We start from the raw sequence: 26,799 nt of genomic DNA on the forward strand, positions 1-26,799 counted from the left end.
TCCTCCTATTATTAAAGCGCCTGGGTAACAAACGAGCGCGATTCCAAGACCTGTAGAATCGCCGCGACGGTATCGAGTGCCGTGAACAACGGAATGCCGTGGGTGATCGAGGTGTTGCGAATCAACGTCCCGTCATCGGCAGCGTGTCCTGAATCGGAAATCGTGTTGATGACGACCTGAATCTCGCCAGCTTCCATTTGTTGCAAGAGGTCGTGTTCGCCGGTCGCAATCTTATCGACCGTTTGGACCGGTAGCTTGTGCTGTTGTAAGCACGCCGCGGTCCCGGGGGTCGCCAGTAACTGGTATCCCAGGTCGTGAAAGCGTTGAGCCAGTTGGACGGCTTCCGGCTTATCGGCGTCCTTGACGGTGATCAAGACGTGGCCGTGACTCGGCACGTGAAGTTTCGCCGCTTCAAATGCCTTGTAAAGGGCCTTGGCCAGAGTCCGATCACTGCCCATGACCTCACCGGTAGACTTCATTTCTGGGCCCAACAGACTGTCGACTTGGTTGAGTTTCGAAAACGAGAAGACCGGCGCCTTGACGTGAACCAATTTGCCAGGTTGGACCAAGCCGTCCTGGTAACCCTGCTCGGCCAGTGACTGGCCTAAAATCACCCGGGTAGCGACTTGAGCCATCGCGATGTTGGTGACCTTGCTCAAGAACGGCACCGTCCGGCTGGCTCGTGGGTTGACTTCAATGACGTAGACTTGCTGGTCGTGAATCACGAACTGGATGTTCATCATCCCCACGCAGTTCAAAGCCTTCGCCAGTTGCTTGGTATAGTGCACGATTTGGTCTTGGACCGCCGCCGACAACGATTGGGGCGGGTACACGGCCATCGAGTCACCGGAATGGACCCCGGCGCGTTCGATGTATTCCATGATGCCCGGAATCAACACGGTCTGGCCGTCACAAATCGCGTCGACTTCGCACTCTTGCCCGACCAGGTAACGGTCGATCAAGACTGGGTGGTCGTGCGAGACCCGCACGGCGTTATGCATATAGTGGTCGAGGTCGGCACGTTGGGTCACAATCTCCATCGCCCGACCACCCAAGACGTAACTGGGCCGCACTAACACGGGATAGCCGATTCTATCAGCAATCGCGAGGGCCGTTTGTTCATCGCTGGCCGTCGCCCCTTTGGGTTGGAGAATCTGCAGGTCTTCGATCACCTGGTTAAAGGCGTCACGATCCTCGGCGCGGTTGACGTCTGCCACGCTGGTCCCTAAGATTTTAACGCCTCGGGCAGCTAGGGGTTCTGCCAAATTGATGGCCGTTTGTCCGCCGAACTGCACGATGACGCCTGCGGGGTGTTCCAAGTCGATGACGTTCAACACGTCTTCTAAGGTCAACGGATCGAAGTATAGCTTATCGGAGATGGAAAAGTCGGTGGAGACTGTTTCGGGGTTACTGTTCATGATGATGGCTTCGTAGCCCGCCTTTTGAATCGCCTTAACCGAATGGACCGTGGCGTAATCGAACTCGACGCCTTGGCCGATGCGAATCGGACCGGACCCTAAGACTAAGACCGATGGCCGCTTCGTGACTTCACTTTCGTTTTCCGTTTCGTAAGTCGCGTAGAAGTACGGCGTCGTGGACGCAAACTCGCCCGCACAGGTGTCGACCATCTTGTAGACTGGCGCCAGGTGGTGAGCCAAACGTAACTTACGAATCTGGTCGGGCGTTTCGTACCAAAGGTCAGCCACCGTGGCGTCGGCAAAACCGTTGCGCTTGGCGGTGGTCAAGACAGCCATGTCGTTTACATGGCTGGTCAGCGCCTGCTCCAGTTCCACGATGTGCGCCAATTTGTCCAAGAAGAACGGGTTGATCTGGGTGAGCGCAGTCAATTGGTCCAACGAATAGCCACGGCGCAAGGCTTCGGCCAGGTAAAACAGCCGGTCATCTTGCGCGTGGACCAGTTTATCTTCCAGCGTGGCGGTCGTGACACTTTCTAGTGCCGGTTCACTGATGTGGTGAACGCCAATCTCTAGGGAACGGACCGCCTTCAACGTTGCTTCTTCAATGTTGCGGCCAATCGCCATGACTTCACCGGTGGCCTTCATCTGGGTGCCTAGGCGCCGGTCGGCCTGGGTGAACTTGTCAAACGGCCAGCGGGGAATCTTGCAGACTACGTAGTCCAACGCCGGCTCGAACGCTGCGTAGGTGGTCCCGGTTACCGGGTTCTTAATTTCGTCAAGGTGCAGACCGACCGCAATCTTAGCGGCCATCTTCGCAATCGGATACCCGGTCGCCTTGGAGGCCAACGCCGACGAGCGACTGACCCGCGGGTTGACTTCGATGATGTAGTACTTGAAGCTCTGTGGGTCGAGGGCCAGTTGGACGTTACAGCCCCCTTCGATTTTCAGTGCGCGAATGATCTTCAACGCCGCGTCCCGTAACAGCTGAACTTCGCGGTCCGCCAAAGTTTGGACCGGCGCGTAAACGATGGAGTCCCCCGTGTGGATGCCCACCGGATCGAAGTTTTCCATGCTGCAGACCACCAGTGCGTTGTCGGCGGCATCACGCATGACTTCGAATTCGATTTCCTTGTAGCCGGCAATGCTTTGTTCAATCAAGACTTGGGTGACCGGTGATAAGGTCAACCCGTTTTCGGCAATCTGGCGCAATTCTTCGGCGTTGGCAGCAATCCCACCCCCGGTACCGCCCATGGTAAAAGCGGGCCGCACGATGACCGGGTAGCCGGTCTTGTCCGCAAACGCTAACGCGTCGTCGACGGTGTGGGCAATGCCCGAAGCCGGGACCGGTTCACCGAGTTGTTGCATCAAGTCCTTGAATTGCTCGCGGTCTTCGGCCTGGTCGATAGCGCTCAACTTGGTGCCCAGAAGCTCGATTCCCAAATCATCTAACACGTGGGCGCGCGACAATTCCATGGCCATGTTTAACCCCTGCTGGCCGCCCAACGTGGGCAAGATGGCGTCTGGGCGTTCCTTGCGCAGAATCTGCGACACGAACTCTAACGTGATGGGTTCCAGGTAAACTTTATCGGTGATTTCCTTGTCGGTCATGATGGTTGCCGGGTTCGAGTTCACCAACACCACCTGGTAGCCCAGCTCCTTCAAGGCCAAGCAGGCTTGGGTCCCCGAGTAGTCAAATTCGGCGGCTTGGCCAATGATGATGGGACCGGACCCAATCACCATAATTTTATGAATATCGGTTCGTTTGGGCATTTTAATTGCGCTCCTTTCGCTGGGCCTTGGTGGTGGTCATCAGGTCGATAAACTCGTCAAAGATATGGACCGCGTCGTGCGGACCGGGCGCGGCGTCCGGGTGGTACTGGACGGAAAACGCTGGGTACTGGGTGTGGCGCAAGCCTTCGACCGTGTCGTCGTTGATCTCTTCGTGGGTCACCTCAAGGGCCGTAGCTGCCAACGAGTCGCGAGCGACCGCGTAGCCGTGGTTCTGCGAAGTGAAGTCGATGCGGCCGGTCTGCAGGTCTCTAACCGGATGGTTGAACCCGCGGTGGCCGAATTTCATTTTAAAAGTGTCGGCCCCGTTAGCTAAGGCAAACAATTGGTGCCCCAGGCAAATCCCAAATAGTGGGACTTGTTGTTCAACGGCGCGAATCATTGGTAAGGCGCTCGGCACGTCCTTGGGGTCGCCGGGGCCGTTGGTCAACATCACGCCATCGGGATTCAACGCCATGATCTCCCCGGCCGTGGTGTTGTACGGTAACACGGTCAAATTACAGTGACGTTTCGCCAGTTCGCGTAAAATCGAGTGCTTGAGGCCAAAATCGACCACCACTACGTTCAAGCCGGTAGCGGGGTTCGGATAAGCGTTGGCCGTAGAACTCTCCGCCACCTCTAAGGGCGCGTCGGTCGCGGGCGTTTGCAAGTCGTGCACCACCTTATCGGTCACCGTGTCGACGATGGCCGCGCGCATGGCGCCTTGCGTCCGGATATGCTTGGTCACTGCGCGGGTGTCGATGTCGGTGATGCCCGGAATCTGGTTAGCCGTCAGGTAATCGGCTAACGTCTCTTGGGCCCGCCAGTTACTCGGGCGGCGCGCCACCTCGTGGACGATGACGCCCCGGCACGTGGGTTTGATAGATTCATGGTCGTCGCGGTTGACACCGTAGTTACCAATCAAGGGGTAGGTGAACATCAGGAGTTCTCCGTTATAGGATTGGTCGGTAATGGATTCTTGGTAGCCACTCATCCCCGTATTGAACACTAATTCACCGCTGGTGGCCGCACTTGCCCCGAAGCCGGTACCGGCATACACGGTGCCGTCCGCTAACACTAAGTATCGTCGCATCTTAATCTTCCTTTCTGTAAGCCACCCGGCCGCCCACTAGTGTCAGCAGGGTCGTCCCCACCACGGGCCAGCCGATAAACGGCGAGTTCTGCGCTTTGGATAACATTTGGTTGCCATCGATGACTGCCGGATGCGCTAGGTCAAAGACTGCTAGATCGGCCGGTGCCCCGACTTTGAGTTGCCCCGCCCCCGGCAAATTAAAGAGCTGGGCTGGTTTGGTGCTCATCAAATCGACCAGTTGGCCCAGCGTCAAAATTCGTGGTTGGACCAACTGGGTGTACAGGACGGCAAAGGCGGTCTCTAACCCGGTGATGCCAAACGCCGCGGTCGCCATCGAGCCCTTTTTATCGGCGCGGGTGTGCGGCGCGTGGTCAGTCGCCACCATGTCGATGGTGCCGTCCAAAACCCCGGCCAGTAATGCGGCCCGATCCCGCGGCGCGCGCAACGGCGGGTTCATCTTGAGTTGCGGGTCGTCGTGGACGATGTCCTCGTCCGTAAGCAACAGGTGGTGGGGACTGACCTCACAGGTCACGTGGATACCGGCCCGTTTGGCATCGCGGATCACGCGAACGCTTTCGGCGGTCGAGACATGACAAACGTGGTAGTGCACGCCACTGGCTTCGGCCAACATCAAGTCCCGTGCCAGTTGCGCCGATTCGGCTACGTTGGGGATACCGGGCAACCCTAAGCGTTACGCAATCGGGCCGGCATTCATCACGCCATGGGCCGTCAACGAGTCGTCTTCGACGTGGGCCGCTAGGGGCAATCCCGCCTGCGCAGCCCCACGCATGGCCTGTAGCATGGTGCCAGCCGTTTGGACGCCTGAACCGTCGTTACTGACGGCAAAGGCCCCAGCCGCTTTGACCCCAGCGAAGTCGACCAGCTCATCCCCGGTTCGATCGGTGGTAATGCTGGCGTACTGGGCGATGTGGACGTGTCCTTCGGCCTGGTTGCGGGCGACCTGTGCGGCCACCCGTTGCGGCGTATCCGGCACCGGGTCGACGTTGGGCATCGCGCCCACGGTGGTGAACCCACCTCGCGCCGCGGCCAACGTTCCGGTCGCCAGAGTTTCCTTCGCCGTGAACCCGGGGTCACGCAAATGCACGTGGACGTCGACTAAGCCGGGACTCACGAAAGCGCCCCCCACATCGAAGCGTTGGTCGATGGTACTTGCTTCGACCGCAACTTGCGGGGCGATAGCGGCGATGCGTCCCGCTTTAATCAGGATTTCCATGGACCGTAACTGCCCGTCACGCAGAATCTTAGCGTTGGTAATCAGCACTGTCGTCATGGCTAGACCTCCAACGGCGCGTGCGCCAGTAAGCCGCGGTGCGCCAGCAGTTGAGTGATCATCGCCATCCGCACGTAAACGCCGTTAGTCATTTGTTGGAAGATCCGCGATTGCGGCGCTTCGACCAGGCTGTCGGCCAGTTCGACGCCACGGTTGACCGGTGCCGGGTGCATGATGATGGCGTGAGCCGGCATCCGCTTGGCCCGTTCAACCGTCAGCCCATAGCGTTCGTGATACGCCTGTGCATCGAAGCTGACATTATTGGCCTGGGCCAAACGTTCGTGCTGGACCCGCAGCAGCATCATGACGTCCACGTCTTCCACGAGGTCGTCTAAATCACGATACTCGCCGTAAGCTGTGAAATCTTCCGTCAGCCATTCCTTGGGGCCGTTGAAGTAGACCGTCGCGCCCAGTTGCGTCAAAAGCCGCATGTTGGACCGGGCCACCCGCGAATGGTCGATGTCTCCCACGATAGCAACCTTGAGGCCGGCGAAGTGCCCGAATTCCTGGTAAATCGTCAGCATGTCCAGTAAGGATTGCGACGGGTGCTGGCCACTACCATCCCCCGCGTTGATTAGACTCAGCGTGAGATTTGCCGCCACTAACGGGTCGTAGTAGGCGTTTTGTGGGTGGCGAATCACGGCTAAATCGACGCCGATGGCCTGGACCGTCTTTAAGGTGTCGAGCAACGTTTCGCCCTTGGTCATCGAACTAGATTGGGCGTTAAAGGCCAAGGGTTGCAACCCTAAGCGCCGTTCGGCCATCTCGAAACTGGTATGCGTCCGGGTGCTATTTTCAAAAAAGAGGTTCATCGCGTAGACCGGCCGGGTGAGTTCGACCGTTTGCCCGTTTTGAAAGGCCTGGGCCTGCTTCAACAGCGCCATCACGTCTTGATTACTGAATTGATCTACACTTACCAGATTGTTTACTTGGTCCATGATTGTCGTCTCCTTTAAGTTTTCTGCCAACTGGCCGCGGTCAACCAAAATGGCCAACGACGTCCGGGCCGGACGCCCAACTGTTGTCAAGGCATCCAAGGCCGCGCGGACCGTCCGGCCAGTAAACAGCACATCATCCACTAAAATCACGTGTTGGTCGGTGATGCCGACCGGTAAATCCGTCCCGGTCACCTTGGCTGGACCGGGCACGTCGATTGTGTGCGGCCGGTCATCGCGGTACAAAGAAATGTCTAACGTTCCCACCGGTACCGTCACGTGCTCCAACTGTTGCAGTCGCGCCGCAATCCGTTGGGCTAAGTAGATTCCCCGGGTCTTGATGCCCACTAACACGAGTGAGGCCACGCCTTGATTCTGTTCGATGATCTCATAGGTCATCCGTGCCAACGCCCGGCGCATCCCTAAGGCATCCATCACGTCTCGTTCCATTCGTGTCACCTACTTTCTGTTCGTTGTCGCCAAGTCAGGGCACAAAAAAGTCCCCACACTTCGCCTGTGAAAGTGTTAGGGACTTCCTCAAAAAACACGTTCCCTTCTCAGTCTCACAGGACTAATTTAAAGGCGCTGGTTTAATTGGACTAAGTGTACCCAACTCTATCGGGGATGTCAATAGGCAATCTTTGGGTCGCCACTCACACCCCATTAGTTCGTGGTGATGTCACTGCCAAAGTACTTGACCGATAATTTTTTCAATGTCCCATCTTGACGTAACTGCTTCAATACGCGGTTGAACTTGGTCCGCAGCTTAGGATTTTTCTTATTGAACAACGCCGAAATCTTGGCCGGTGCTTGTTCCTTGTTGGTCAAAACTCGATATTTCAAGCCGTTTAAATTATTGCTCTTCTTGTAGGTCAACAGGGCTGATTCGGCGTTGATGGTCGCGTCTGCGCGCCCTTGACGTACCAGGTCCAAGGTTGACGATAACTCACCCGATGGTAAAATCTTGGCCCCAAGTTTCTTGGCCAATAGTTCGTTATCCGTCCCGGTTCCTTCGGCCAGTTTCTTGCCCTTCACGTCACTCGTTGTTTTCAAACTTGTGTTGCTCTTAGCCGTCACTAACGCGTACTTCGAATAAACGTACGGCGTGGAGAACAGGTACTGTTTCTTTCTAGCTGGGGTCTGAGTGATGTTGTTGACCACCACGTCAAACTTAGAACTGCCCAAACCGGCAACTAAACTATCCCACTTGGTCGGAACGAACTTAGTTTTCAACCCCATTTTCTTGGCGACAGCTTTAGTCAAATCCACTTCAAACCCGGTTAGTTTACCGTTCTTACGATATGAATACGGCGGATAAGTGCCTTCCAAGCCAACGGTCAACGTTTTAGACGTCTTCAACTCAGACTGATAACCACTATTGGCCGAACTTGATGACTTTGAACCGCAAGCCGTCAATAAACTCCCAACGGTCACGACCGCCAAGCCCAACGCTAACACATGCCAAATCTTTCCTCGTTTCATTTCCACACGCTCCTCACAAATTTTTAACTCATCACGTTAAGATGTTTTTCCAGTCGCAGTCAAATCCGCAAAGGTCATCGCCGAAATAAAAGCTAAAATCCGGTGATTCGTCGTGGCAAAGAAGTCCTGGCTAGACCCGTCGAATAAAATCTTCCCGTGCTCGATAAAAATGATTTTATCGGCTACCTGCCGAGCAAAAGCGAGGTTATGGGTGACGATGATCATCGATTGTTTTTCCTGCGCAATTTGGAGCAACACCTTCAGCACCCCTAGTTCCAGTTCCGGGTCCAAGGCACTGGTCGGTTCATCCAAAAAGATGTATTCCAGCTGCATCGCTAGTGACCGAGCAATGGCCACTCGTTGTGCCTGACCACCCGACAACTGATTCGGGTAACTATCGGCTTTGTCTGCCAAGCCGACCTTGGCCAACAACTGTTTGGCCGTAGTTTGGGCACTGTCCTTGGCTTGATGCCGCACGTAGATTGGCCCTTCCGTCACGTTCTTCAAGACCGACAGATGGGGAAACAGGTTATACCCTTGAAAAACCATTTCCGTTTGCCGGCGAACCTTCAAAATGGTGGCCTGCGAGACGGGCTGGCTCAAATCAATCTGAAGGCCGTCAAAGTCATACTGGCCGCTTTCGGGTCGTTCCAGAAAATTCAGAGACCGTAACAAAGTTGATTTTCCTGACCCGGACGGACCCAAAATCACCGTGGTCTGTTGTTCCGGAAAACTAGTCGTCAAACCATGCAGCACCTGTTGGGAGCCAAAACTCTTGGTCAATCCTGTAATTTTTAGCATAGCAGCCTCCTTACTTGGTCACGACATAACGCGATGTGACCTTCTCCAGGTATCCCTGTAGCCAAGTCAACACGGTACAGCAGATGGCGTAGTAGACCGCCACTAACATGTACATAATCAGGGGTTGATAGTTCTGGGCCGCAATTTGTTGGCTGACTTCGAACATTTCCACGATGGTGATCGATGCGGCCAGCGACGTGTCCTTGACCAGGCTAATGAAGCTGTTGGCCAACGGCGGTAACGAGATGCGGACGGCTTGGGGCAAGATGATCCGAAATAATGCCATGCTACGGGTCATCCCAATGGAGTACGCGGCTTCCCATTGGCCTTGATTGATGGACAAAATAGATGCCCGAATCGTTTCCGAGCAATAAGCCCCAGTATTGAGTGAAAACGTCAGAATTCCAGCGAAAACCGGGTCAAGTTGAATCCCGTTGGGCGTAAAACCCTGAATTTTCAGATATGGTAAGCCAAAGTAAACGATAAACAATTGGACCAGTAACGGCGTGCTCCGAAAGACCCAAACGTAAAAGCGAAAAATCAGTTTCAAAATCAGGAAAGCGCCCCGTTTTTGGGACAAGCGAATCAGCGCGGTGAGTAATGCAATGACTAACCCAATCGCAAACGAAACCACCGCGATGGGAATCGTATAGGTCAACCCCGCTTTAATCAGTTGGGGACTAGCTGTTTGAACGATCTGCCACAAGCGCATCGCCTCCCTTAGCCTGCGTAACTTGTTCCAACCCCTGTTTCAAATCGGCAATCAAATCGCTGGCGTCTTCCAACCCCACTGACAACCGAACCAGCTGGTGGGTGATGCCCGCCGCTACTTGTTCATCGGGGGACAGTTCCGCGTGCGTCATCTTGTACGGTAGCTCAATCAAACTTTCCACGGCGCCTAAGCTTTCCGCCAGTAAAATCAACTTAAGACTCTCCACAAACTTGATGCTGTCAAGACCGGGCGCTAAGTCGAAGGAGACCACGCCACCGTAACCATCCGTTTCCGCCGTGGCGATTTGATGGTCCAACGTGCCGTCCAAACCGGGGTAGTAGACCTTGCTGATCTCGTCACGGGAATCTAAAAATTCCGCAATCTTTTGGGCATTGCTAAGGTGCCGGTCCATCCGCACGGCCAGCGTTTGAATCCCGCGCCGGACCAAGTTCGCGTCCTCCGGGGATAAGACCCCACCGATACCGTTTTGGTTGAAGTAAATGGCGTCACCCAACTCGGTGGTCTTGGTGACCACTAATCCGGCAATGACGTCGGAATGGCCGCCTAAGTACTTGGTCGCCGAATGCAAGACGATGTCGGCGCCTAAATCTAAGGGGCGTTGTAAGTATGGGGTCAAGAAGGTGTTATCCACGATGGTCAAAATATCGTGGGCCCGGGCTACCGCCGCTACAGCCTTCACGCTGGTGACCTTCAGCAACGGGTTGGAGACCGGTTCGAAATAAATCGCCTTGGTGTTGGGCCGAATCGCCGCCTTGATGGCGTCTAAGTCTTGAGTATCCACCGCGGTGAAATCGAGTTGCCAGCGTTTAAAGAACTCGTTGATCAGCCGGAAAGTCCCGCCGTAAATGGTGTCGGCCACGATGATGTGATCGCCGGGCTTAAAGATAGCCAGGACCGCGTGAATGGCGGCCATCCCCGACGAAAAGGCAAACCCGCGCGCCCCGTTTTCCAGGTCAGCAATCTGGTCTTCCAAATACCCCCGCGTGGGGTTCCCTGACCGGGAATAGTCCCAGTTCAACGTGGCTTCCACGCTGGGGAACTTGTAGGTCGACGAGGTGTAAATCGGCACGTTCACCGCACCGGTGCTGTTGTCGTGTTGGTCTTGGCCGTGAATCAATTTCGTGTTGAATTTTGTCATGCTAAACTTCCTCTCAAATGGTGTTTTTCAGTTGCGACTTACGCTTGGGCGCCCCAAACTTTCTTGGCGGTTTTAACGGTCAACGTGACCTTGCGCCACTGGTCGTTGGCACTCAGGTGATTGCCCTCTTCCGTGGAGGCAAACCCACACTGTGGTGACAACCCTAATTGGTCTAACGGCACATACTGGCTGGCTTGTTTAAGACGGGTGGTCAAGGTCGCGGCGGCTTCCAATTCTGGCTTTTTGGTGGTAATCAAGCCTAAGATGATTCGCTGGTCCCGTCCGTTAGCCGCAATCTTAGCTAACGGTTCAAACCCGCCGGAGCGTTCGTCGTCGTATTCCAAAAAGTAGCCATCGATATGCAACTGCGCCAGGTAGTCGGCGACCGGATCATAGGCGCCGGCCCCCGCCCAATTGGAATCGTAGTTGCCCCGACAGACGTGCATGGTCAGCGTCAAGTCGTCCGGCTTGTTGTCGGCAATCGCGTTGATGGCTTTGACCGCCGCTTCACACAGGGGCTTTAATTCCGGTTTGATGACTTTATCGGAAAAGCTGGCCCACATCCCCCAGGAGGTGTCGTCGAGTTGGAGATAGCGACAACCCAAGTCATAAAAGTGTTGGACGGTGTCCTGGTAGGCTTTGATCTCATCGGCTAAGAAGGCGTCGAAATCATGGTCATAGTACTCGTCAAAGATTTCGGCCGCTTCGTTGGGGAATAGTACTGACGGACTCGGAATCGTTTGTTTGGCTGTAATGCCTTGGGGCACGATGCCGTTCAGGTAGGTGAAGGCCTGGAAAAACGGGTGGTCGGGGTTGTATTGCAAGGGGCCGGTAATCCGAATACCGCCCTTACGCGTTTCCTGGCCATTAAAGATGAACCCGTGCGCCGGGGTAAAGAACTCGGCCCCGGTCAACCCGGCCAGAAAGTCCAGATGCCACCAGCTCCGCCGCAACTCGCCATCGGTCACGTCCTTTAAGCCCAGGTCGATTTCCTTGCTGACTAACCGTTCGACTTCTTGGTCCTCCACTTGGGTTAACCCGACGCGGTCTAAGTCCCCCGCCTGGTAAGCGGCACGCGCCCGCTTGAGGCGTTCGGGGCGTAAGAAGCTCCCCACAATATCGAAACGGTTAGGAAATTTTATTTGGGTCTGTACAGTCATGATGCAACATCCTCCTTTTTGATGATCAAGCCATAAAAAAACGCCCTTGACTATGACTAGTCAAGGGCGAACGATTGTCGCGGTACCACCTTAATTCTTACCCGGCTCACACCGGATAACTTACAAAGTACAACGTGAGTTATACTCGGGTTGGATAATGGGAACCAGGCCAAGACCGCCTCACCGCAAGGGCTCAACGACCTATCGCTCAAAGACCATTCTTCACCCTGACGACATCACCCAGTTCCATCACCCCTGGGCTCTCTTGGCATGCCGGCCAGTGCTACTCATCTTTTCACCGCGAACTATCATTCAATTTTCATTGCTATCTCATTTGAATGTCATCAATTTAAAACTTATTCGCGAACTTGTCAAGCCGTGCCACAAAAAACACCGTCCCTTGCAAGCTCATTTTCTCGCGCTCCTCGCTCGCCAACACTCACGTTAGGCCCCATTAAAAATATTTTTATTTTTGGCGATTCAACACTGGCTGAGCGGTCGGCCCATTATTACTATCTGGTCGTCACTAATCTCTAAACCATCAGGTCACCTAGTTCGTCTAAATTTCACGAAAAAAAGCTTCAATTCAGCAATGAATTGAAGCTTTATCAGCATCTTTAATAATATTTATCTCACGACTGAACTCTACTCGTCCGTAACCTCCGCCTGCCGCATAATCCGACTGACCGTCGCAATGTCGTGCGGCGTCGTCCGGCAGCAGCCACCGACGATTTGTGCGCCATTGGCCAACCAATCCCCGACGTAATCATCGAACTGGTGACTGCGAGCGGTCCGTTGCCAGGTCTTGGTCGTAGGGTCGTACTGGTCGCCCGAATTCGGGTACACGATCAGTGGCAAATCAACAGCTGAAGCCAGCGTTTTGAGGGCGGGCGTAATGTTTTCCAAAGCCGTACAGTTGACACCGACCGCCACCGCGTTGAGTTGCTGGGCGACCCACTGCGCCGCCTCAGCCAGTGGCGTCCCATCACACAGCGTTTGCGGGTCGGCAATGCTGAAGCTGACCCAGAACTTTTGTTGCGGGTGTGTCTTAGTCAGCAGATCAACTAACGCTTGGACCTCTTCTAGTTTCGGCATGGTTTCCAAGGCCATCAAATCGACCCCGACCCCCGTGATCAAATCAAGGCGTTCGCGATGAAACTCCTGGTAGGCCGCCGGTTCCAAATGGTACTTGCCAGTGTACTCACTGCCATCTGCCAGATAAGCCCCGTAGGACCCGATACTGCCAGCAATTACAGCCTGAAATCCAGGGTGACTAGCCGCGTAATCGGCCCGGGCGTCCTTAGCAATCTGGACCGCCTGTTGAATCAACTGCCGCGCTTTTTTGGCGGCAATGCCCGCCTTCACGAAGGCCGGTACGTTGGCCTGATAAGTATTAGTAATCGCAATCTGGGCACCGGCCGCAAAATAACTTTGATGGACCGCCGCAATCGCGTCTGGGTGGTCGAGCATTGCCGTGGCCGACCATAACGCGCTATCGGTCGCTACGCCGCGCTTTTCGAGTTCCGTGGCCATCGCGCCGTCTAAGACGACCGGGCCTTGATCCAATAAAGTTTTCAGTGTTAAATCCTGCATTTAAATTTCCTCTCTACCTGTGACTTATGTTATTCTTATAGCATTGTCGATTTCCTCATTCTATTTTAATCATCTTAGGCTAATCAACGAAATCTTGCAAGTAAGGAAGGCCTTTGTACCATGTCAAAAGAAACCCATTTAAACCGCCAAATGGAGCCCCGTCACGTGTTGATGATCTCCTTAGGTGGGGTAATCGGGACGGGACTGTTTTTAAGTTCCGGTTATACGATTCATCAGGCCGGCCCGATTGGGACCCTGATTGCCTACACGGTCGGTGCCCTACTGGTCTACCTCGTGATGCTATGTCTGGGTGAGCTGGCCGTTGCGATGCCCTACACCGGGGCATTTCACGTTTATGCCAAGCGCTACATCGGACCGGGGACCGGCTTTACGGTCGCGATCCTCTACTGGCTGACCTGGACGATTGCCCTAGGGTCGGAATTCACCGCAGCTGGACTGATCATGCAAAACTGGTTCCCGCACGTGGCGACCTGGATCTGGAGCCTGCTGTTCATGGTCGTCATCTTCACCGTTAACGCGCTATCGGTCCGCTGGTTTGCCGAAGCAGAATTTTGGTTTGCCAGCATCAAAGTCATCGCCATCGTCGCGTTCATTATTCTGGGCGGGTTGGCGATGGTCGGCCTACTGCCGCTACACGGCCACAGCAGTGCGCCGTTTCTGACTAACTATTACGCGCACGGCTGGTTCCCCAACGGTTTTGGCGGTGTCTTCACCACGATGTTGACCGTGAACTTTGCCTTTTCGGGGACCGAACTGATCGGCATCACGGCCGGTGAGGCCAAGAACCCCGCTAAGACGATTCCAACGGCCATCCGCACCACGCTCTGGCGGCTCATCATTTTCTTCGTCGGCAGTATGTTCGTCATGGCCGCTTTGATTCCGTACAAACAGGCCGGTGTCACGCAAAGTCCGTTCGTGCTGGTCTTTAAATCGATTGGGATTCCCTACGCGGCCGACCTCATGAACTTCGTGGTGTTAACGGCCATCATGTCGGCCGCTAATTCCGGGCTGTACGCCTCCACGCGGATGCTCTGGTCACTGGCCAATGAACACACGATTCCGGCAGTCTTCAAAAAGACGACCCGGCGTGGGGTCCCACTGATTGCGTTGATTACCAGTATGCTGGGCGGGATTTTGGCCCTGTTGTCTAGTATTTACGCGGCCGGTTCGGTCTACCTGGTCCTGGTTTCCATCTCGGGATTGGCCGTTGTACTAGTCTGGATGGCCATCGCGCTATCCGAGATCAACTTCCGCAAGGCCTACCTTAAAAGCGGGCACTCACTGGACGAGTTGGCATACAAAACGCCTGGTTACCCACTGATTCCCTGGCTCGCCTTTATTTTGAGTGGTCTGTCCTGCCTGCTGATCTGGTTCGATCCCAATCAACGAATCGCTTTGTACTACACGATTCCATTCGTGGTCCTCTGTTATCTGGGCTACTACGTGAGTCAACACCTCAAAAAGCACCGGGCTAATCATTAACGCCATCTATAAGCCCAGGTTCGTTTCCCGCCCGCGGAAGCAACCTGGGCTTTTTGTTGTTCCCGCTCTTAGCAGGCGAGTCCTGTTGCATCGCCAATTGCCTACAACTAGTTTTACATGACTTGATGGCACAAAAAAAGCCACCAGCAAAAGCTGATGACCTCTAAAATTCGGTTTAGTTGTTGGTAAGACCATACTTCTTGTTGAACCGGTCGACCGCACCATCGGCTTGAGTAAACTTTTGCTTACCCGTGTAGAATGGATGTGAGTCAGACGTTACTTCAACCCGAATCAATGGGTAGGTGTTGCCATCTTCCCATTCGATGGTTTCGTCAGAAGTTGCCGTTGAACCAGAAATGAACTTGAAACCAGTACTGGAATCTTGGAAGACAACTTGGTGGTAATCTGGATGGATACCTGTTTTCATAATAAATACGCTCCTTTTGCCCTGACCCCTCTATGGACCAGAGATTGATTTTAATCGTCAACCGTCACATTATAGCATGAAACGGTGTCCTCATCAATGTTAATCTTGAACGTCTTCGACTAAGGCTGCGACACTAATACTCACACTAGCATTCAGCCCCGTTAATTTCTCAACGATGCGGTCATACCCGCGCAAAATGTTGTCAGCATTGTCGATGACCGTGGTACCTTGCGCCATCAAACCGGCGATAACCAACGCGGCACCCGCCCGGATTTCACCGGCTTGGACTTCGCTACCCTCTAACTTGCTGGATGGATCCACGATAATCATATCGTTTTCCGAGCGAATGTGAGCCCCCATCTTCCGCAACTCGGCAATGTGCTTGATGCGCTTGGGGTAAATCGTATCAATCACGGTACTGCTCCCCTGCGCACACATCAACAGCGGTGTCAGTGGCTGTTGCAAATCCGTCGCAAACCCCGGGAAGGGCATGGTCTTGACCTTAATCGCCTTTAAGTGCTCAGTATGGGGCACGAAAATACTGTCTTCGCCAATCTCTAAGTTTACGCCCATCTCGATCATCTTCGCCGTAAAGGCTTCTAGGTGTTCGGGAATGACGTTCTTGATGACCACCCCGTCACCGACGGCCGCAGCCATCGACAAATAGGTCCCGGCTTCAATCCGGTCCGGAATGATGGTGTGGGTATTCATCGCCCGCAACGTGCTGACCCCTTCGAGGCGAATCACATCGGTCCCGGCGCCCCGCACGTGAGCACCCATGTTGTTCAAAAACGTGGCTAAGTCAATAATTTCGGGTTCTTTGGCGGCATTTTCAATCACCGTGGTGCCCTCAGCCTTAACGGCGGCCAGAATTGAATTGATAGTGGCCCCCACAGAAACCACGTCTAAAAAGACGCGGGCCCCGTGCAAACCTGCCGGACCCGTGGTAATGTGCACCGTATTATCTCGCTCGCTAACCGTGGCGCCCAACGCCTTGAAGGCCTTGATGTGCTGGTCGATTGGCCGGGGACCGATGTTATCACCGCCGGGGAAACTTAACGTTGCGCGTTGGAACCGGCCCAACAATGAGCCCATGAAGTAATAGGACGCGCGCAAACTTTTAATGGCTTTACTAGGAAGTGGGGCCTCCACGATTTCCGTTGGATCAATGGTCAAGACCCCATCTTGGAACGTCGAATGGACGTTCATCGATTTTAAAATCAGCATCAGGTTGTGCACATCCAGGATATCCGGAACCATGTCGAAACGAACCGGCGTGTCCGCTAGAATCGCGGCCGGGATAAGTGCGACTGTGCTGTTTTTGGCACCGCCAATGGTCACCTCACCGGTTAACCGTTGGCCGCCGTGTATAATCATTTTTTTCATCGTGATGCGATCCTCGCTTAAATTTATCTCTCATAGATGACTCCATTACAGTCAGCTTTAATGATAAATAATGCGCGGCAAAAAGACAACCGTTTCCAGGGATTTCAGCAAAATTGTAATATATTGACGCTAGAAAACGCTCCCTAACCGGCTAAAAATCATGTAAAGCGATTCCATGGGTCCACTAAATGGCAACTTCATGAGAAAGACATGAGAAGCCTTGGCCGTTACCATGGGCTTTAAAGGCACAAACGAGCCGAGAAGTAACTTCTCGGCTCGTCGTGACTTCAGTTAGTTTATCTTGAGACAGGTTAGTTTTTGGCCGTTTGGCTGGCAACTGCGACAAAGTCACGGAACAAGCCTTCTGGTCGGTTCGGCCGGGAGAGGAATTCGGGGTGGTATTGTGCCGCCACGAAGAACTTCTTGTTCGGCAGTTCGATGACTTCGACCAAGTGGTCGTCCGGTGAAGTTCCGGAGAAGACCAGGCCCTTAGCGGCCATTTCTGCGCGGTACTGGTTATTGAATTCGTACCGGTGCCGGTGCCGTTCCTGGATGATGTCCTGGTTGTCGTAAGCCGCGGCCGCGACACTACCCGGCTTTAACTTGCACGGGTACAGGCCCAACCGTTGGGTTCCACCCATCTCGTGGACGTCGGCTTGATCAGCCATCAGGTCAATAATCTTGTGTTGCGTATCGGGGTCCATTTCCGTCGAGTTGGCGTCCTTATAACCTAGGACGTCGCGGGCAAATTCGATGCTAGCCACCTGCATCCCCAGGCAAATCCCTAAGAATGGCACATCCTGTTCACGGGCGTAACGAATGGCCGTGATCATGCCTTCGATGCCCCGGTCACCGAAGCCACCAGGGACGATGATACCATCGACGTTACCCAACAGGTCGGCCACGTTGTCTGGCGTAATCTTTTCGGCGTCGATCATGTCTAAGTCAATCTTGGCATCGACCGGGTAACCGGCGTGTTGTAAGGCTTCGTCCACCGAAATGTAGGCGTCATGTAAGGCCACGTACTTGCCGACCAAGGCAATCTTGATGGTCCGCTTCAAGTTCTGCATGTGGTCCACCATCTTGGACCAATCTTGCATGTCCGCCTTAGGTGCGTTGACCTTGAAGTGGTCCAAGACCAACTGGTCAAAGCCCTGTTCCTGTAAGCGCAACGGAATCGAGTAAATCGTCGGCACGTCCCGCGATTCGACCACGGCCGAAGGCTTCACATCACAGAATAACGCAATCTTTTGACGCATGGCATCGGTGATGGGTTGTTCTGTCCGCACGACCAAGATATTAGGTTGAATCCCAATGCTACGCAGTTCCCGGACGGAATGTTGCGTTGGCTTGGTCTTCATTTCATGAGCAGCCTTTAAGTACGGGACCAACGTGGTGTGGATGTAGACCACGTTTTCATCGCCGACTTCACTCTTCATCTGCCGAATGGCTTCCAGGAAGGGTTGGGATTCGATGTCCCCGACGGTCCCACCAATTTCGGTAATCACAAAGTCTGCACCGAGCGTTTTGCCGGCCCGCATGATTTTTTCCTTGATCATCCCCGTGATGTGTGGGATGACTTGGACCGTGGCGCCTAAGTAGTCGCCCCGGCGTTCCTTTTCCAAGACTTCCGAATAAATCTTACCAGTCGTGACGTTTGAGTATTTGTTCAAATCATTGTCGATGAACCGTTCGTAATGACCTAAGTCTAGATCCGTTTCGGTCCCATCATCGGTAACGAAGACTTCCCCGTGTTGGTACGGGTTCATCGTTCCTGGGTCCACGTTGATGTAAGGATCAAATTTCTGAATGGTTACGTTCAGGCCCCGGTTCTTCAACAGTCGGCCTAATGAAGCCGCCACGATTCCCTTGCCTAATGATGAAACCACGCCGCCAGTCACAAAAATATATTTGGTCATTGTCTAGCTCCCTTGTAAGATTATTTAGGGTCGTCTACGGTTGAAACAAATAAAAAGCTCCCTATTCGTTGGAATAGGGAGATAACCGTTCAGTTGTCCTTACTACAAGTAGCAAGGAGCCCAAAAAACATAGTACCTGCTTTTTTGACTTAAGTCAAGGCTAAATCCACAACTTACTTGTTGGAATCGTCGTCTTCCTCGTCGTCATCATCATCGGCTTCGTCGTCATCGGCGGAGAAATCTAAATTGTCGGTTTCTTCATCGTCAGGCGCATCCATCTGGGATAACTGATCTTCGATACCGTCCGGAATCTCTTCCGTCCCGTCTTCTTCATCATCGTTTTCCAGACCTAAGCCGTTCTGTAACTTGTCCAACGAAGCCGCGCCGTTGCCAGTCGCATCGTCGTCATCGTCATCGTTGGCGTAAGTCGCATCCGTATCATCTTCGGGATCATCGTCATCGTAATCGATCACGTCATCGTCGTCGGTGGTATCGGCTAAGAAGGCGTTGACCTTCTTGCGCTTCTTACGTTTTGGTTGGTCCTCGTCATCTTCGGCGTGGACCGTCGCTTCATCGATGGATTCGAACGGATACCAAGTTCGCAGTCCCCAAAGGTTATCACCCAGAGAAATGAAACTACCATCAACGTTCAAATCCGTATAGAATTGGGATAGCCGTTCCCGAATCACCTTATCGCTGTCGCCCAAGTACGTTTGGACGGCGTTAGCTAAATCAGCAAACGCCATCACGTCGCCGTGTTGCGATAAAATGGCGTGAGCAACCTCGATCATTGATAATTCACTTTTGTTCTGGCCCTCAAAGACTTTTAATTCCAAACCGGTGCACGTCCTTTCCACAGTCTACGAAACATAATACTCGCTTACGCCGTAAATTGCAATCTAATCTTGTAGTTTCCGACTAATTGTTCGCCCGCATAGAGGAGATAGTCAATTTTAATGTTCCCGCTGAAGGGCCGTTCCTGAAAATCGGCTTCCAAATACGGGGTCACCGTCTCGATGGGCATGATGCCATACGGGGTCCGGTACCGCGCCGTCACGCGCTTGCCACTGACAAAGTGGAGCCGTAATTCGGCTTCGGCGTTACGGGTCAGGTGAATCTCACCGTCGGGAGTGAACTTCATGGTCACCGGCGTTTGTTTGCCCGTTTCTTGATTGGGTTCCAAATACCGCAGATACATGTTGGCACCCACTTGTACCAGTTGACCGTCCACGTCTAAGCGGTAATCCGAGACATCCTGGTCCTGTTTAATGTGGGTTTCCAAGTGAATGGCGACTGGAACGCCCGCTGAAAGTTGCTCCATCATCGGTCCTTCCTTTCTATTACTCATATCAAGTTCAATTATAGTTCATTTAGTGGTAAAAACCTACAAATTCCCTTTTTCATTTTATGAGCTTTCATTCCCCTGGTATGACGGTGAAAGCCGCCCCCACCAAAGCTACCGTCCGGCCTGACGGCGCGCTTGATTTCTAGTATAATAAGAAGATAGAGATTTTCAGGAAAGAAGGCCCGTGTCATGTCCGCTTTGACGTTTTCGGCGAACGCCCTCCAAACGGTGACCACGCCAATCTCCGCTCGCCAAAAGAACCAAGCGTTCGGCTACACCAACGCCCTGCTCGACTTTGTTACCGAACTGGGGCAACCCATCCTACACTTCTGGCAGATGCCCCCGACCGTCATCTTAGGCTTGAAAGATCAGCGTCTGCCTGACCTGGCCGCCGCCATTCGTCAAGTCCAGGGTCACGGGTACAACTGGGTGTTGCGTAACTCCGGTGGCCTAGCCGTGATTGCGGATGAGGGCGTCCTCAACGTGTCGCTGTTCAGTCCGCTGACCACCCCACCGATCAGTGTCGACGCCGCTTACGCGCAGATGTTGGCCTTGGTCCAAGCAGCCTGGCCCGAACTGACCATCACGGCCGGGGAAATCACCCGCTCGTATTGCCCGGGCGATTACGATCTGAGCGTCGCCGGGCAAAAAATCGCCGGTATCTCACAGCGCCGCAACGCCCACGCGCTGGTCACCATGCTCTACCTCAGTGTGACCGGTGATCAACCCAGTCGGGGCCGAGCCATCCAGGACTTTTACCGTGCCGGCTTGGCCGGTCAGCCCAACCAGTGGCACTTTCCAAACGTCGACCCGGCCAGCATGACCACCACGGCCGCTTTGCTGGGGCAACCTGTGACCTTAGCGGACGCGCAACACCGCTTCATCCAGGCTTGTGAGCAAGCCGGCGTTCGGGTCGGGCGCGCCAAATTAGCAAGTCTGTTAACACAACCCCGCTTCACCACAGCGCTGGCCCACGCCACGGCCCAAATGGCCCGGCGCCAACCCCGCCTAAATCTGTAAGGAGGTCTTCACTTTGTCCTACGCTACCGCTTTGTTGCCCCACGAAAAGGTGCTGCGCGATCCCGTTCACAATTATATTTATGTCCGTCACCAGGTCATCTTAGACCTCATCAACACCCGTGAATTTCAACGGCTCCGGCGCATCAAACAACTGGGGACGGCATCCTTGGTCTTTCACGGGGCGGAACACAACCGCTTCGCCCATTGCCTGGGCGTGTACGAAATCACCCGGCAGATCTGCGATAACTTTCAACGCAACTACCCGACGACTACCCCAGGAGATGGCGGCTGGGACGACCGCGAACGCCTGACCGCGTTGTGTGCGGCCTTGCTCCACGATATCGGTCACGGCCCGTACTCGCACACCTTCGAGCACATCTTCCACACCGACCACGAGGCCATCACGGCGGAGATTCTCACGTCACCGACCACCGAGGTCAATCAGGTCTTGCGCAAAGTCAGCCCGACCTTTCCGGCAGAAGTCGCCAGCGTGATTCAAAAGACCTACCCGAATCCCCAGGTGGTCCAGATGATTTCCAGTCAAATCGATGCGGACCGGATGGACTACCTCTTGCGTGACGCCTACTACACTGGCACCCAATACGGAACCTTCGATTTAACCCGGATTTTGCGGGTCATGCGGCCGTACCGTGGCGGGATTGCCTTTGCCATGAACGGGATGCACGCGGTCGAAGACTACGTGATGAGTCGCTTTCAGATGTATCAGCAAATCTACTTTCACCCGGTCTCCCGGGCCATGGAAGTCATCTTGGACCATTTGTTGGCCCGGGCCAACTACTTGTACCAGAGCGGCCAAAGTGACGACAGCTTCGTTCCACACCTCTTGTTGCCCTTTTTCAACCACCAGTTCGACCTGCAGGACTACCTGTACCTCGACGACGGTGTTTTGACCACCTACTTTACGCACTGGCGCCAGTCGCCCGACGACATCTTAGCCGACCTGGCCCACCGTTTCTTGGACCGTAAGCCCCTGAAGAGCGTCGCTTACACGCCCGAGACCAAGCCACTGATTGCCCCTTTGCGCCAATTGATTGCATCGGCGGGCTTCAACACCGACTATTACACGGCGACGGACAACAGCTACGACCTGCCTTATGACGACGCTTACGACCCTAAAGTGGCCCACCCGTTGACCCAAATCGAGATTCAACAACCCGATGGCTCGTTGCTTGAACTGTCCACGGTCTCGGACTTGGTCAATGCCTTACGGGGCAAGTTCTCCGGTGACCAGCGGTTCTTCTTCCCCAAGGAGATGCTGATGCCGGACCAAAGCGCGCCGGAACTCTTCCAGCCCATCTACGACGATTTCAGTCGCTATATCCAGAACAACCAATTGATTCAACCAAAGGAGAACTAAACTTTCATGACGATTAAACTGATTGCAATTGACATCGATGGCACCCTGCTCAACGAAAACAACGAACTGGCTCCCGCCACGATCGACGCCGTCAAAGCCGCCGAAGCCCAAGGCATCAAGGTAGTCCTGTGCAGTGGGCGGCCGCTCAGTGGTGTGGCGCCTTACATCAAGAAACTCGGCATCAGCGGTGACGACCAGTACGCCATCACCTACAACGGCTCCGTTGCCCAGAGCGTGACCGGCAATATTTTGATCAACCACTCGTTGACCTTCGACGACTACATCGACCTCGAAGCCTTTTCCCGCAAGGTCGGCGTTAATTTCCAAATCGAAACGCCCGACTACATCTACACGGCCAACAAGAACATCAGTCCCTACACGATCTTTGAAAGCAACCTGGTCACGATGTTGATTCGTTACCGCGAAGTCAGTGAAATGCCGCGCGACGTCACCATCTCTAAGGCCATGTACGTGGCCGAAGCAAAGGACATCGACCGCATCAAGCCATTGATTCCCCAAGACTTCCGCGATAAATACTACGTGGTTCAAAGTACCCCGTTCTTTATCGAAGTCATGAATAAGGCCGCCAGCAAGGGCAACGCACTGCGGGGCTTGGCCGATAAATTAGGACTCACCGCCGACAACATCATGACGTTGGGCGACCAGGGCAACGACTTGACCATGATCGAATACGCCGGCTTAGGGGTCGCCATGGGCAATGCCATCGACGACGTTAAGCAGGCCGCCGATGCGGTCACCCTGACCAACGCGGAAGACGGGGTTGCTGCGGCGATTCGCAAGTACGCCCTCAAGTAACCTCCCGATTAATAGCTTAACGAGTCATTTAAAAACCATCCGCCGATTACCGGTTAGGATGGTTTTTTCGTGCGGATAAGGGTATATTTGAGACGGTTCAAAACTATCAAGGGGATGGATATTATGAAGAAAGTTTTATTGGCAGCAGTCACTGTGTTATTAGTCGCCCCACTGGCCGTTCCGGGGACAACGGCCCAGGCGGCAACCTGGCATAAGGGCGCTCCCAAGATTGCTCGGGGCACCTGGACGGACAAGCGTAACTCTCCAAAAGGCGGTATGTATGACTCGTTACATATTACCCACAAACTCTTCGTACTCAATGACAATGACCCGCATTTAACCCACTTGAAGTACAAAAAAGTCGGCCGCCACACCTACAAATTTAGAGGGTACGAATTCGAACTCGGCAAAACTATCACCACGGCGGGCAACTGGCACTTTATCAGTCGCCACCACGTCCGGGTAACCCTCGACGGCCACAAAATGAACCTTTACCGGTAATTAGTCCTGAAATTCAAACTAAAATGGCGTTGGTGACGACTTGTCACCAACGCCATTTTGGTCGCATCTCATCTCGACTAGCCATCAGCAGCCAAGCGGCCTACGCTTAACGATTGGTGGCTTATCCCGACATCTTCTCTACGAAGGCCATATATCACACTAAATTGGCGTGCCTAAAACACCCCATAAAAGCGATCTTTTAGCTTGGACCAAGAACAGCTTAACATATCACGGGCTATCCATTTAACGGTTCGAACATGGGGAAATCTTCGTACGACACAATGAAAGAACTTCCAATCAGGCGATTGCCCAGTAATTAGGTGCTGGTAACCCTTCAATAATGAGTCGAAGCGTGGTCAAGTCTGCCAGATGAAGATGGTCAACGATAAGCGTCAATTCTCAGTTCAATCCATGTTTGCATTAGTTACTGTGAAACGAAACGCTTCGGTAAAATGTAATTGTAAAAGAGATGTGGCTGACCGATGCTACGTTCCAAATATCAAATTAAGCGTGTCTGATAATTGATGAATTTCGTTGCTTGATGGAAAGTCATTTGTTTGCAAGTAATAGCTTATCATCCCTAACATTACGCCACCAATAACATTTATTTCCAAATCTGACTCTGGACGTTTGAGAGCTGTCTGTAGATTATTACTTAAAGTATCTTTAATACCATCCATTAGTCGCATTTTAGCTTGTGGAATTGTCATTATCGCGTTTATCGGTCTGCTCCAATATCTCATTAATTGTCTAAGTTCCGGTTCTAGTTCACTAAATGCGTCACTTAAGACAATTCCCTGATTTATGAGTAATACCTTTTTTTTCAAGGCCTCATCAAGCCACGTCAGAATATCTTGTAATATGACATCTGTCAGTGCGAATTTGTCCTCATAATGTAAATAGAACGTTTTACGACTAACCATAGATCTGAGTGCAATATCCTTAACGGTAACCTTATCAAAACCATTCTCTATGACTAGGTCAACAAATGATTTTGTGATAACATCGTCAGTTTTTTTCATTCTAAAATCCGTCATATCGAATCCCCCATTACCAATTCTGTCAATTCTGTAACCTTACGGCTCATATTACTGCTCTTTGGAGCATTAAGACACAAATCAGATTAATTTGGCCATGTTTTTAATTTCAACATTAATTTAAACTACCCATAGAATAAAAAAGGGGGTAATGAACATGGTCAGTGTATTTAAGAGAAAAAGTATCTGGATCTGCATGTTAGTCGCTACTATATTAATTGGATTATTTGCCTTTGCACAAGTTGGCGCTAGAAGCACAGTTAAGGTTCGGCATTTACCACTAGCTTTAGTCGTCAACGATAACGGAAAAGATGCTAAGAATGTGGTGAAGAAATTACGGAAAGAGAGTCGTAAGAAAAATTCTGAAATCAAATGGGTCAATGTAACCCACACGAGTGAACTCACTAAAGGTTTTGCATCCGGAAAATACTACGGGGCTGTTGTCATTCATTCAGGATTTACTAAAGCTATCAATCAACAAACAGACTATTTGAAAGGTAAGATCATCACTCAGAAACTAGACGCACTGGCAGTTAAAACGCCAATGGCGGCTGAGACGGCACCATTCCAGCAACAAAAAGTCTTAGCCAATTCATTAACCCAGAAAACTCCCCAACAAGCAAAAGTATCTTTATACATCAGTCAAGGAAGTAACGTTACTGTTGCAAACATTTTGACGACTGCCCTTCCAAAGATGACTGATCGTCTCAATCAGAAGATTTCTAACAAATATATCACCGTTGCAAATAAATCAGGGCTAACGCTCTCCCCACAAGACTGGTCTAAATTGCAAACACCAATTCACGCAACGCTTATCAAACGTAATAAGGTTTCAACCAAGGAAGTAAGTGGTATGGCGCCATTCTTAGTCACCATCTTCTGCTGGCTCGGCAGTCTGATTGCGAGTTTGCTGAACTGGCGCGACCATAGTAAGAATGAGAAGAAACGGCGTGATGGTCGCCTCTCATTAACTAGTGTCACAAGTCAATTAATTTCAGGGGTCGCAATTGTGATTGCGATTGCGATTGCGGTATCAGTTTACTTCTTCACCAAAGTTTGCTACGCCGTCCCAATTCATGATCCAGAACAATTTCTATTGCTGATTGGTGGTATCTCATTTGTTTTCTATCTCCTGCAGTCAGCTGTACTCGATTTGCTTGGACTAAAAGGATTTGCTGATTATCTGGATTGGTTCAATGGCAGTCATTACCTTCATTCCACAAATGCTGAGTCCCTTCTATCATAATTACGTTTATGATATTACGCCAATTCGATTTGCCTATGATCTTATTCTTAACCAGATGTATATTACAGATGCATCCATCACTGGATCTTCAATGTTGAGCTTGCTGTACATTGGCATCGCTTCAATCATTGTCATGTATGCCTCTACTCTCATTAAGAAACGGAAAGCAGACAGCTTAGCGTAAAATTTATTTCCAACTCTTTTAACCATCCTGAACTTAGTAAAAACGAAGTTAAGACATGAATAGTGGTTAAACCAGGTTGTGTGGTCAGCATATCCCTGGTTTGCCACTATTTGATTCAACAAATGATCATTTATCTTCCTAAAGGGTTTTGATGAAAGGGGATAACGTAAATGTCACGAGAACAATATCAACTAACTGATGCTAAATTGGTAAACAATTTATTTGATTTAATTGCGGATGGCCAAAAACTCGACGGCATTACCGTTACACAACTTTGCTTAAAGTCAGGGGTAGCTAGAAAAACATTTTATCGTCACTACTCATCCACCCAAAAAATCATTGAAGGCTTTTTGGACAATTCTGCAAATGATTTTATCGGAATATTGAAAGAAGCTCCAGTGCTTTGTTTAAACGATTTTATCGACGATTTTTTCAAATTTTGGTTTGACAACAAAAATCGTCGACAAGTTTTACAAAATTACGAGCTTTTCTCATACACGGTACATCGTGTCAAGGGCGGTGATAAAATGCAGGTTTATGGCGGTTTAAAAATGTAGGTTTTGGGCGGTCAACCGACGCCTTTTAGTCGATAAGACTTTCCGGTAATCTTGACGACATGGACATGA

Annotated in this window: 22 protein-coding genes and 2 pseudogenes; 7 read left to right on the plus strand and 17 right to left on the minus strand. The window is 52.3% G+C overall.

What is annotated here, in order from left to right; translation table 11 throughout:
- Positions 1-11: 11 nt before the first annotated feature.
- The 11 genes and pseudogenes from carB to mmuM all read right to left on the minus strand — a co-directional run bounded on the left by carB (position 12) and on the right by mmuM (position 13,411).
- On the minus strand, positions 12-3,188 hold the full coding sequence (gene carB / locus DXH47_RS07170; protein WP_129032682.1) for a carbamoyl-phosphate synthase large subunit: 3,177 nt from the start codon (positions 3,186-3,188) through the stop codon (positions 12-14).
- 1 nt (position 3,189) lies between these two features.
- Positions 3,190-4,278, minus strand: coding sequence for a carbamoyl phosphate synthase small subunit (locus DXH47_RS07175; RefSeq protein ID WP_129032683.1), 1,089 nt, complete (start codon positions 4,276-4,278; stop codon positions 3,190-3,192).
- A gap of 1 nt (position 4,279) precedes the next feature.
- A pseudogene (locus DXH47_RS07180) lies at positions 4,280-5,569 on the minus strand (dihydroorotase).
- 2 nt (positions 5,570-5,571) lie between these two features.
- On the minus strand, positions 5,572-6,507 hold the full coding sequence (locus tag DXH47_RS07185; protein ID WP_170954981.1) for an aspartate carbamoyltransferase catalytic subunit: 936 nt from the start codon (positions 6,505-6,507) through the stop codon (positions 5,572-5,574).
- Positions 6,508-6,528: 21 nt separating this feature from the next.
- Positions 6,529-6,954: pseudogene (pyrR, locus tag DXH47_RS11870) on the minus strand (bifunctional pyr operon transcriptional regulator/uracil phosphoribosyltransferase PyrR); the annotation flags it as partial.
- Positions 6,955-7,167: 213 nt separating this feature from the next.
- A complete protein-coding gene (locus DXH47_RS07190) occupies positions 7,168-7,986 on the minus strand; it encodes a transporter substrate-binding domain-containing protein (protein WP_129032685.1) in 819 nt (272 codons plus the stop codon).
- A 36-nt stretch (positions 7,987-8,022) separates the two neighbouring features.
- Positions 8,023-8,787, minus strand: a complete 765-nt coding sequence (locus DXH47_RS07195) for an amino acid ABC transporter ATP-binding protein (protein ID WP_129032686.1) — start codon at positions 8,785-8,787, stop codon at positions 8,023-8,025.
- Between the two features lie 10 nt (positions 8,788-8,797).
- Entirely contained in the window at positions 8,798-9,493 is a 696-nt protein-coding gene (locus DXH47_RS07200; RefSeq protein ID WP_170954980.1) for an amino acid ABC transporter permease, read from the minus strand.
- Complete coding sequence (locus tag DXH47_RS07205) at positions 9,468-10,658, minus strand: trans-sulfuration enzyme family protein (protein ID WP_129032688.1); 1,191 nt, start codon at positions 10,656-10,658, stop codon at positions 9,468-9,470. The genes DXH47_RS07200 and DXH47_RS07205 overlap by 26 nt, the downstream gene beginning before the upstream one ends.
- A 38-nt stretch (positions 10,659-10,696) precedes the next feature.
- The gene (locus DXH47_RS07210; RefSeq protein WP_129032689.1) at positions 10,697-11,818 is read right to left on the minus strand and encodes a 5-methyltetrahydropteroyltriglutamate--homocysteine S-methyltransferase; all 1,122 of its coding nucleotides are present in this window, start codon (positions 11,816-11,818) and stop codon (positions 10,697-10,699) included.
- 645 nt (positions 11,819-12,463) lie between these two features.
- A complete protein-coding gene (mmuM, locus tag DXH47_RS07215; protein ID WP_129032690.1) occupies positions 12,464-13,411 on the minus strand; it encodes a homocysteine S-methyltransferase in 948 nt (315 codons plus the stop codon).
- A gap of 120 nt (positions 13,412-13,531) precedes the next feature.
- On the opposite strand from mmuM, the gene DXH47_RS07220 reads away from it, so the two are divergent.
- A complete protein-coding gene (locus tag DXH47_RS07220) occupies positions 13,532-14,914 on the plus strand; it encodes an amino acid permease (RefSeq protein WP_129032691.1) in 1,383 nt (460 codons plus the stop codon).
- Between the two features lie 175 nt (positions 14,915-15,089).
- Here the strand turns inward: DXH47_RS07220 and DXH47_RS07225 are convergent, their stop codons facing one another.
- From DXH47_RS07225 to DXH47_RS07245, 5 genes are all read right to left on the minus strand, one after another.
- Positions 15,090-15,341 carry a type B 50S ribosomal protein L31 gene (locus DXH47_RS07225; RefSeq protein ID WP_129032692.1) on the minus strand — a complete coding sequence of 84 codons (252 nt, stop codon included), beginning with the start codon at positions 15,339-15,341 and terminating at the stop codon, positions 15,090-15,092.
- A gap of 99 nt (positions 15,342-15,440) precedes the next feature.
- Entirely contained in the window at positions 15,441-16,727 is a 1,287-nt protein-coding gene (locus DXH47_RS07230; protein WP_129032693.1) for a UDP-N-acetylglucosamine 1-carboxyvinyltransferase, read from the minus strand.
- A gap of 311 nt (positions 16,728-17,038) precedes the next feature.
- A complete protein-coding gene (locus DXH47_RS07235) occupies positions 17,039-18,646 on the minus strand; it encodes a CTP synthase (RefSeq protein ID WP_129032694.1) in 1,608 nt (535 codons plus the stop codon).
- Between the two features lie 173 nt (positions 18,647-18,819).
- Positions 18,820-19,482: a DNA-directed RNA polymerase subunit delta gene (gene rpoE, locus DXH47_RS07240; protein ID WP_129032695.1), complete on the minus strand. Its 663-nt coding sequence runs from the start codon at positions 19,480-19,482 to the stop codon at positions 18,820-18,822.
- Positions 19,483-19,526: 44 nt separating this feature from the next.
- Positions 19,527-19,967 (minus strand): DUF1934 domain-containing protein, encoded by a 441-nt coding sequence (locus tag DXH47_RS07245; RefSeq protein WP_129032696.1) that lies wholly within the window; start codon positions 19,965-19,967, stop codon positions 19,527-19,529.
- A gap of 213 nt (positions 19,968-20,180) precedes the next feature.
- Here DXH47_RS07245 and DXH47_RS07250 point away from each other — a divergent pair, with 213 nt between their 5' ends.
- The 4 genes from DXH47_RS07250 to DXH47_RS07265 all read left to right on the plus strand — a co-directional run bounded on the left by DXH47_RS07250 (position 20,181) and on the right by DXH47_RS07265 (position 23,706).
- Positions 20,181-21,011 (plus strand): lipoate--protein ligase family protein, encoded by an 831-nt coding sequence (locus tag DXH47_RS07250; RefSeq protein ID WP_129032697.1) that lies wholly within the window; start codon positions 20,181-20,183, stop codon positions 21,009-21,011.
- Between the two features lie 13 nt (positions 21,012-21,024).
- A complete protein-coding gene (locus tag DXH47_RS07255) occupies positions 21,025-22,389 on the plus strand; it encodes an HD domain-containing protein (protein WP_129032698.1) in 1,365 nt (454 codons plus the stop codon).
- A gap of 6 nt (positions 22,390-22,395) precedes the next feature.
- On the plus strand, positions 22,396-23,205 hold the full coding sequence (gene yidA / locus DXH47_RS07260) for a sugar-phosphatase (protein WP_129032699.1): 810 nt from the start codon (positions 22,396-22,398) through the stop codon (positions 23,203-23,205).
- 123 nt (positions 23,206-23,328) lie between these two features.
- Complete coding sequence (locus tag DXH47_RS07265; RefSeq protein WP_129032700.1) at positions 23,329-23,706, plus strand: hypothetical protein; 378 nt, start codon at positions 23,329-23,331, stop codon at positions 23,704-23,706.
- 485 nt (positions 23,707-24,191) lie between these two features.
- On the opposite strand, the gene DXH47_RS07270 is transcribed toward DXH47_RS07265, so the two are convergent.
- Positions 24,192-24,743 (minus strand): TetR/AcrR family transcriptional regulator, encoded by a 552-nt coding sequence (locus DXH47_RS07270; RefSeq protein ID WP_129032701.1) that lies wholly within the window; start codon positions 24,741-24,743, stop codon positions 24,192-24,194.
- A 157-nt stretch (positions 24,744-24,900) separates the two neighbouring features.
- Between DXH47_RS07270 and DXH47_RS07275 the strand changes: the two genes are divergently transcribed.
- Positions 24,901-25,989 (plus strand): YhgE/Pip domain-containing protein, encoded by a 1,089-nt coding sequence (locus tag DXH47_RS07275; protein WP_225423523.1) that lies wholly within the window; start codon positions 24,901-24,903, stop codon positions 25,987-25,989.
- 354 nt (positions 25,990-26,343) lie between these two features.
- A complete protein-coding gene (locus DXH47_RS07280) occupies positions 26,344-26,730 on the plus strand; it encodes a TetR/AcrR family transcriptional regulator (RefSeq protein ID WP_225423524.1) in 387 nt (128 codons plus the stop codon).
- The last annotated feature ends 69 nt before the right edge of the window (positions 26,731-26,799 follow it).

It is taken from the genome of Levilactobacillus suantsaii, from assembly GCF_004115745.1.
Lineage (GTDB): Bacteria > Bacillota > Bacilli > Lactobacillales > Lactobacillaceae > Levilactobacillus > Levilactobacillus suantsaii.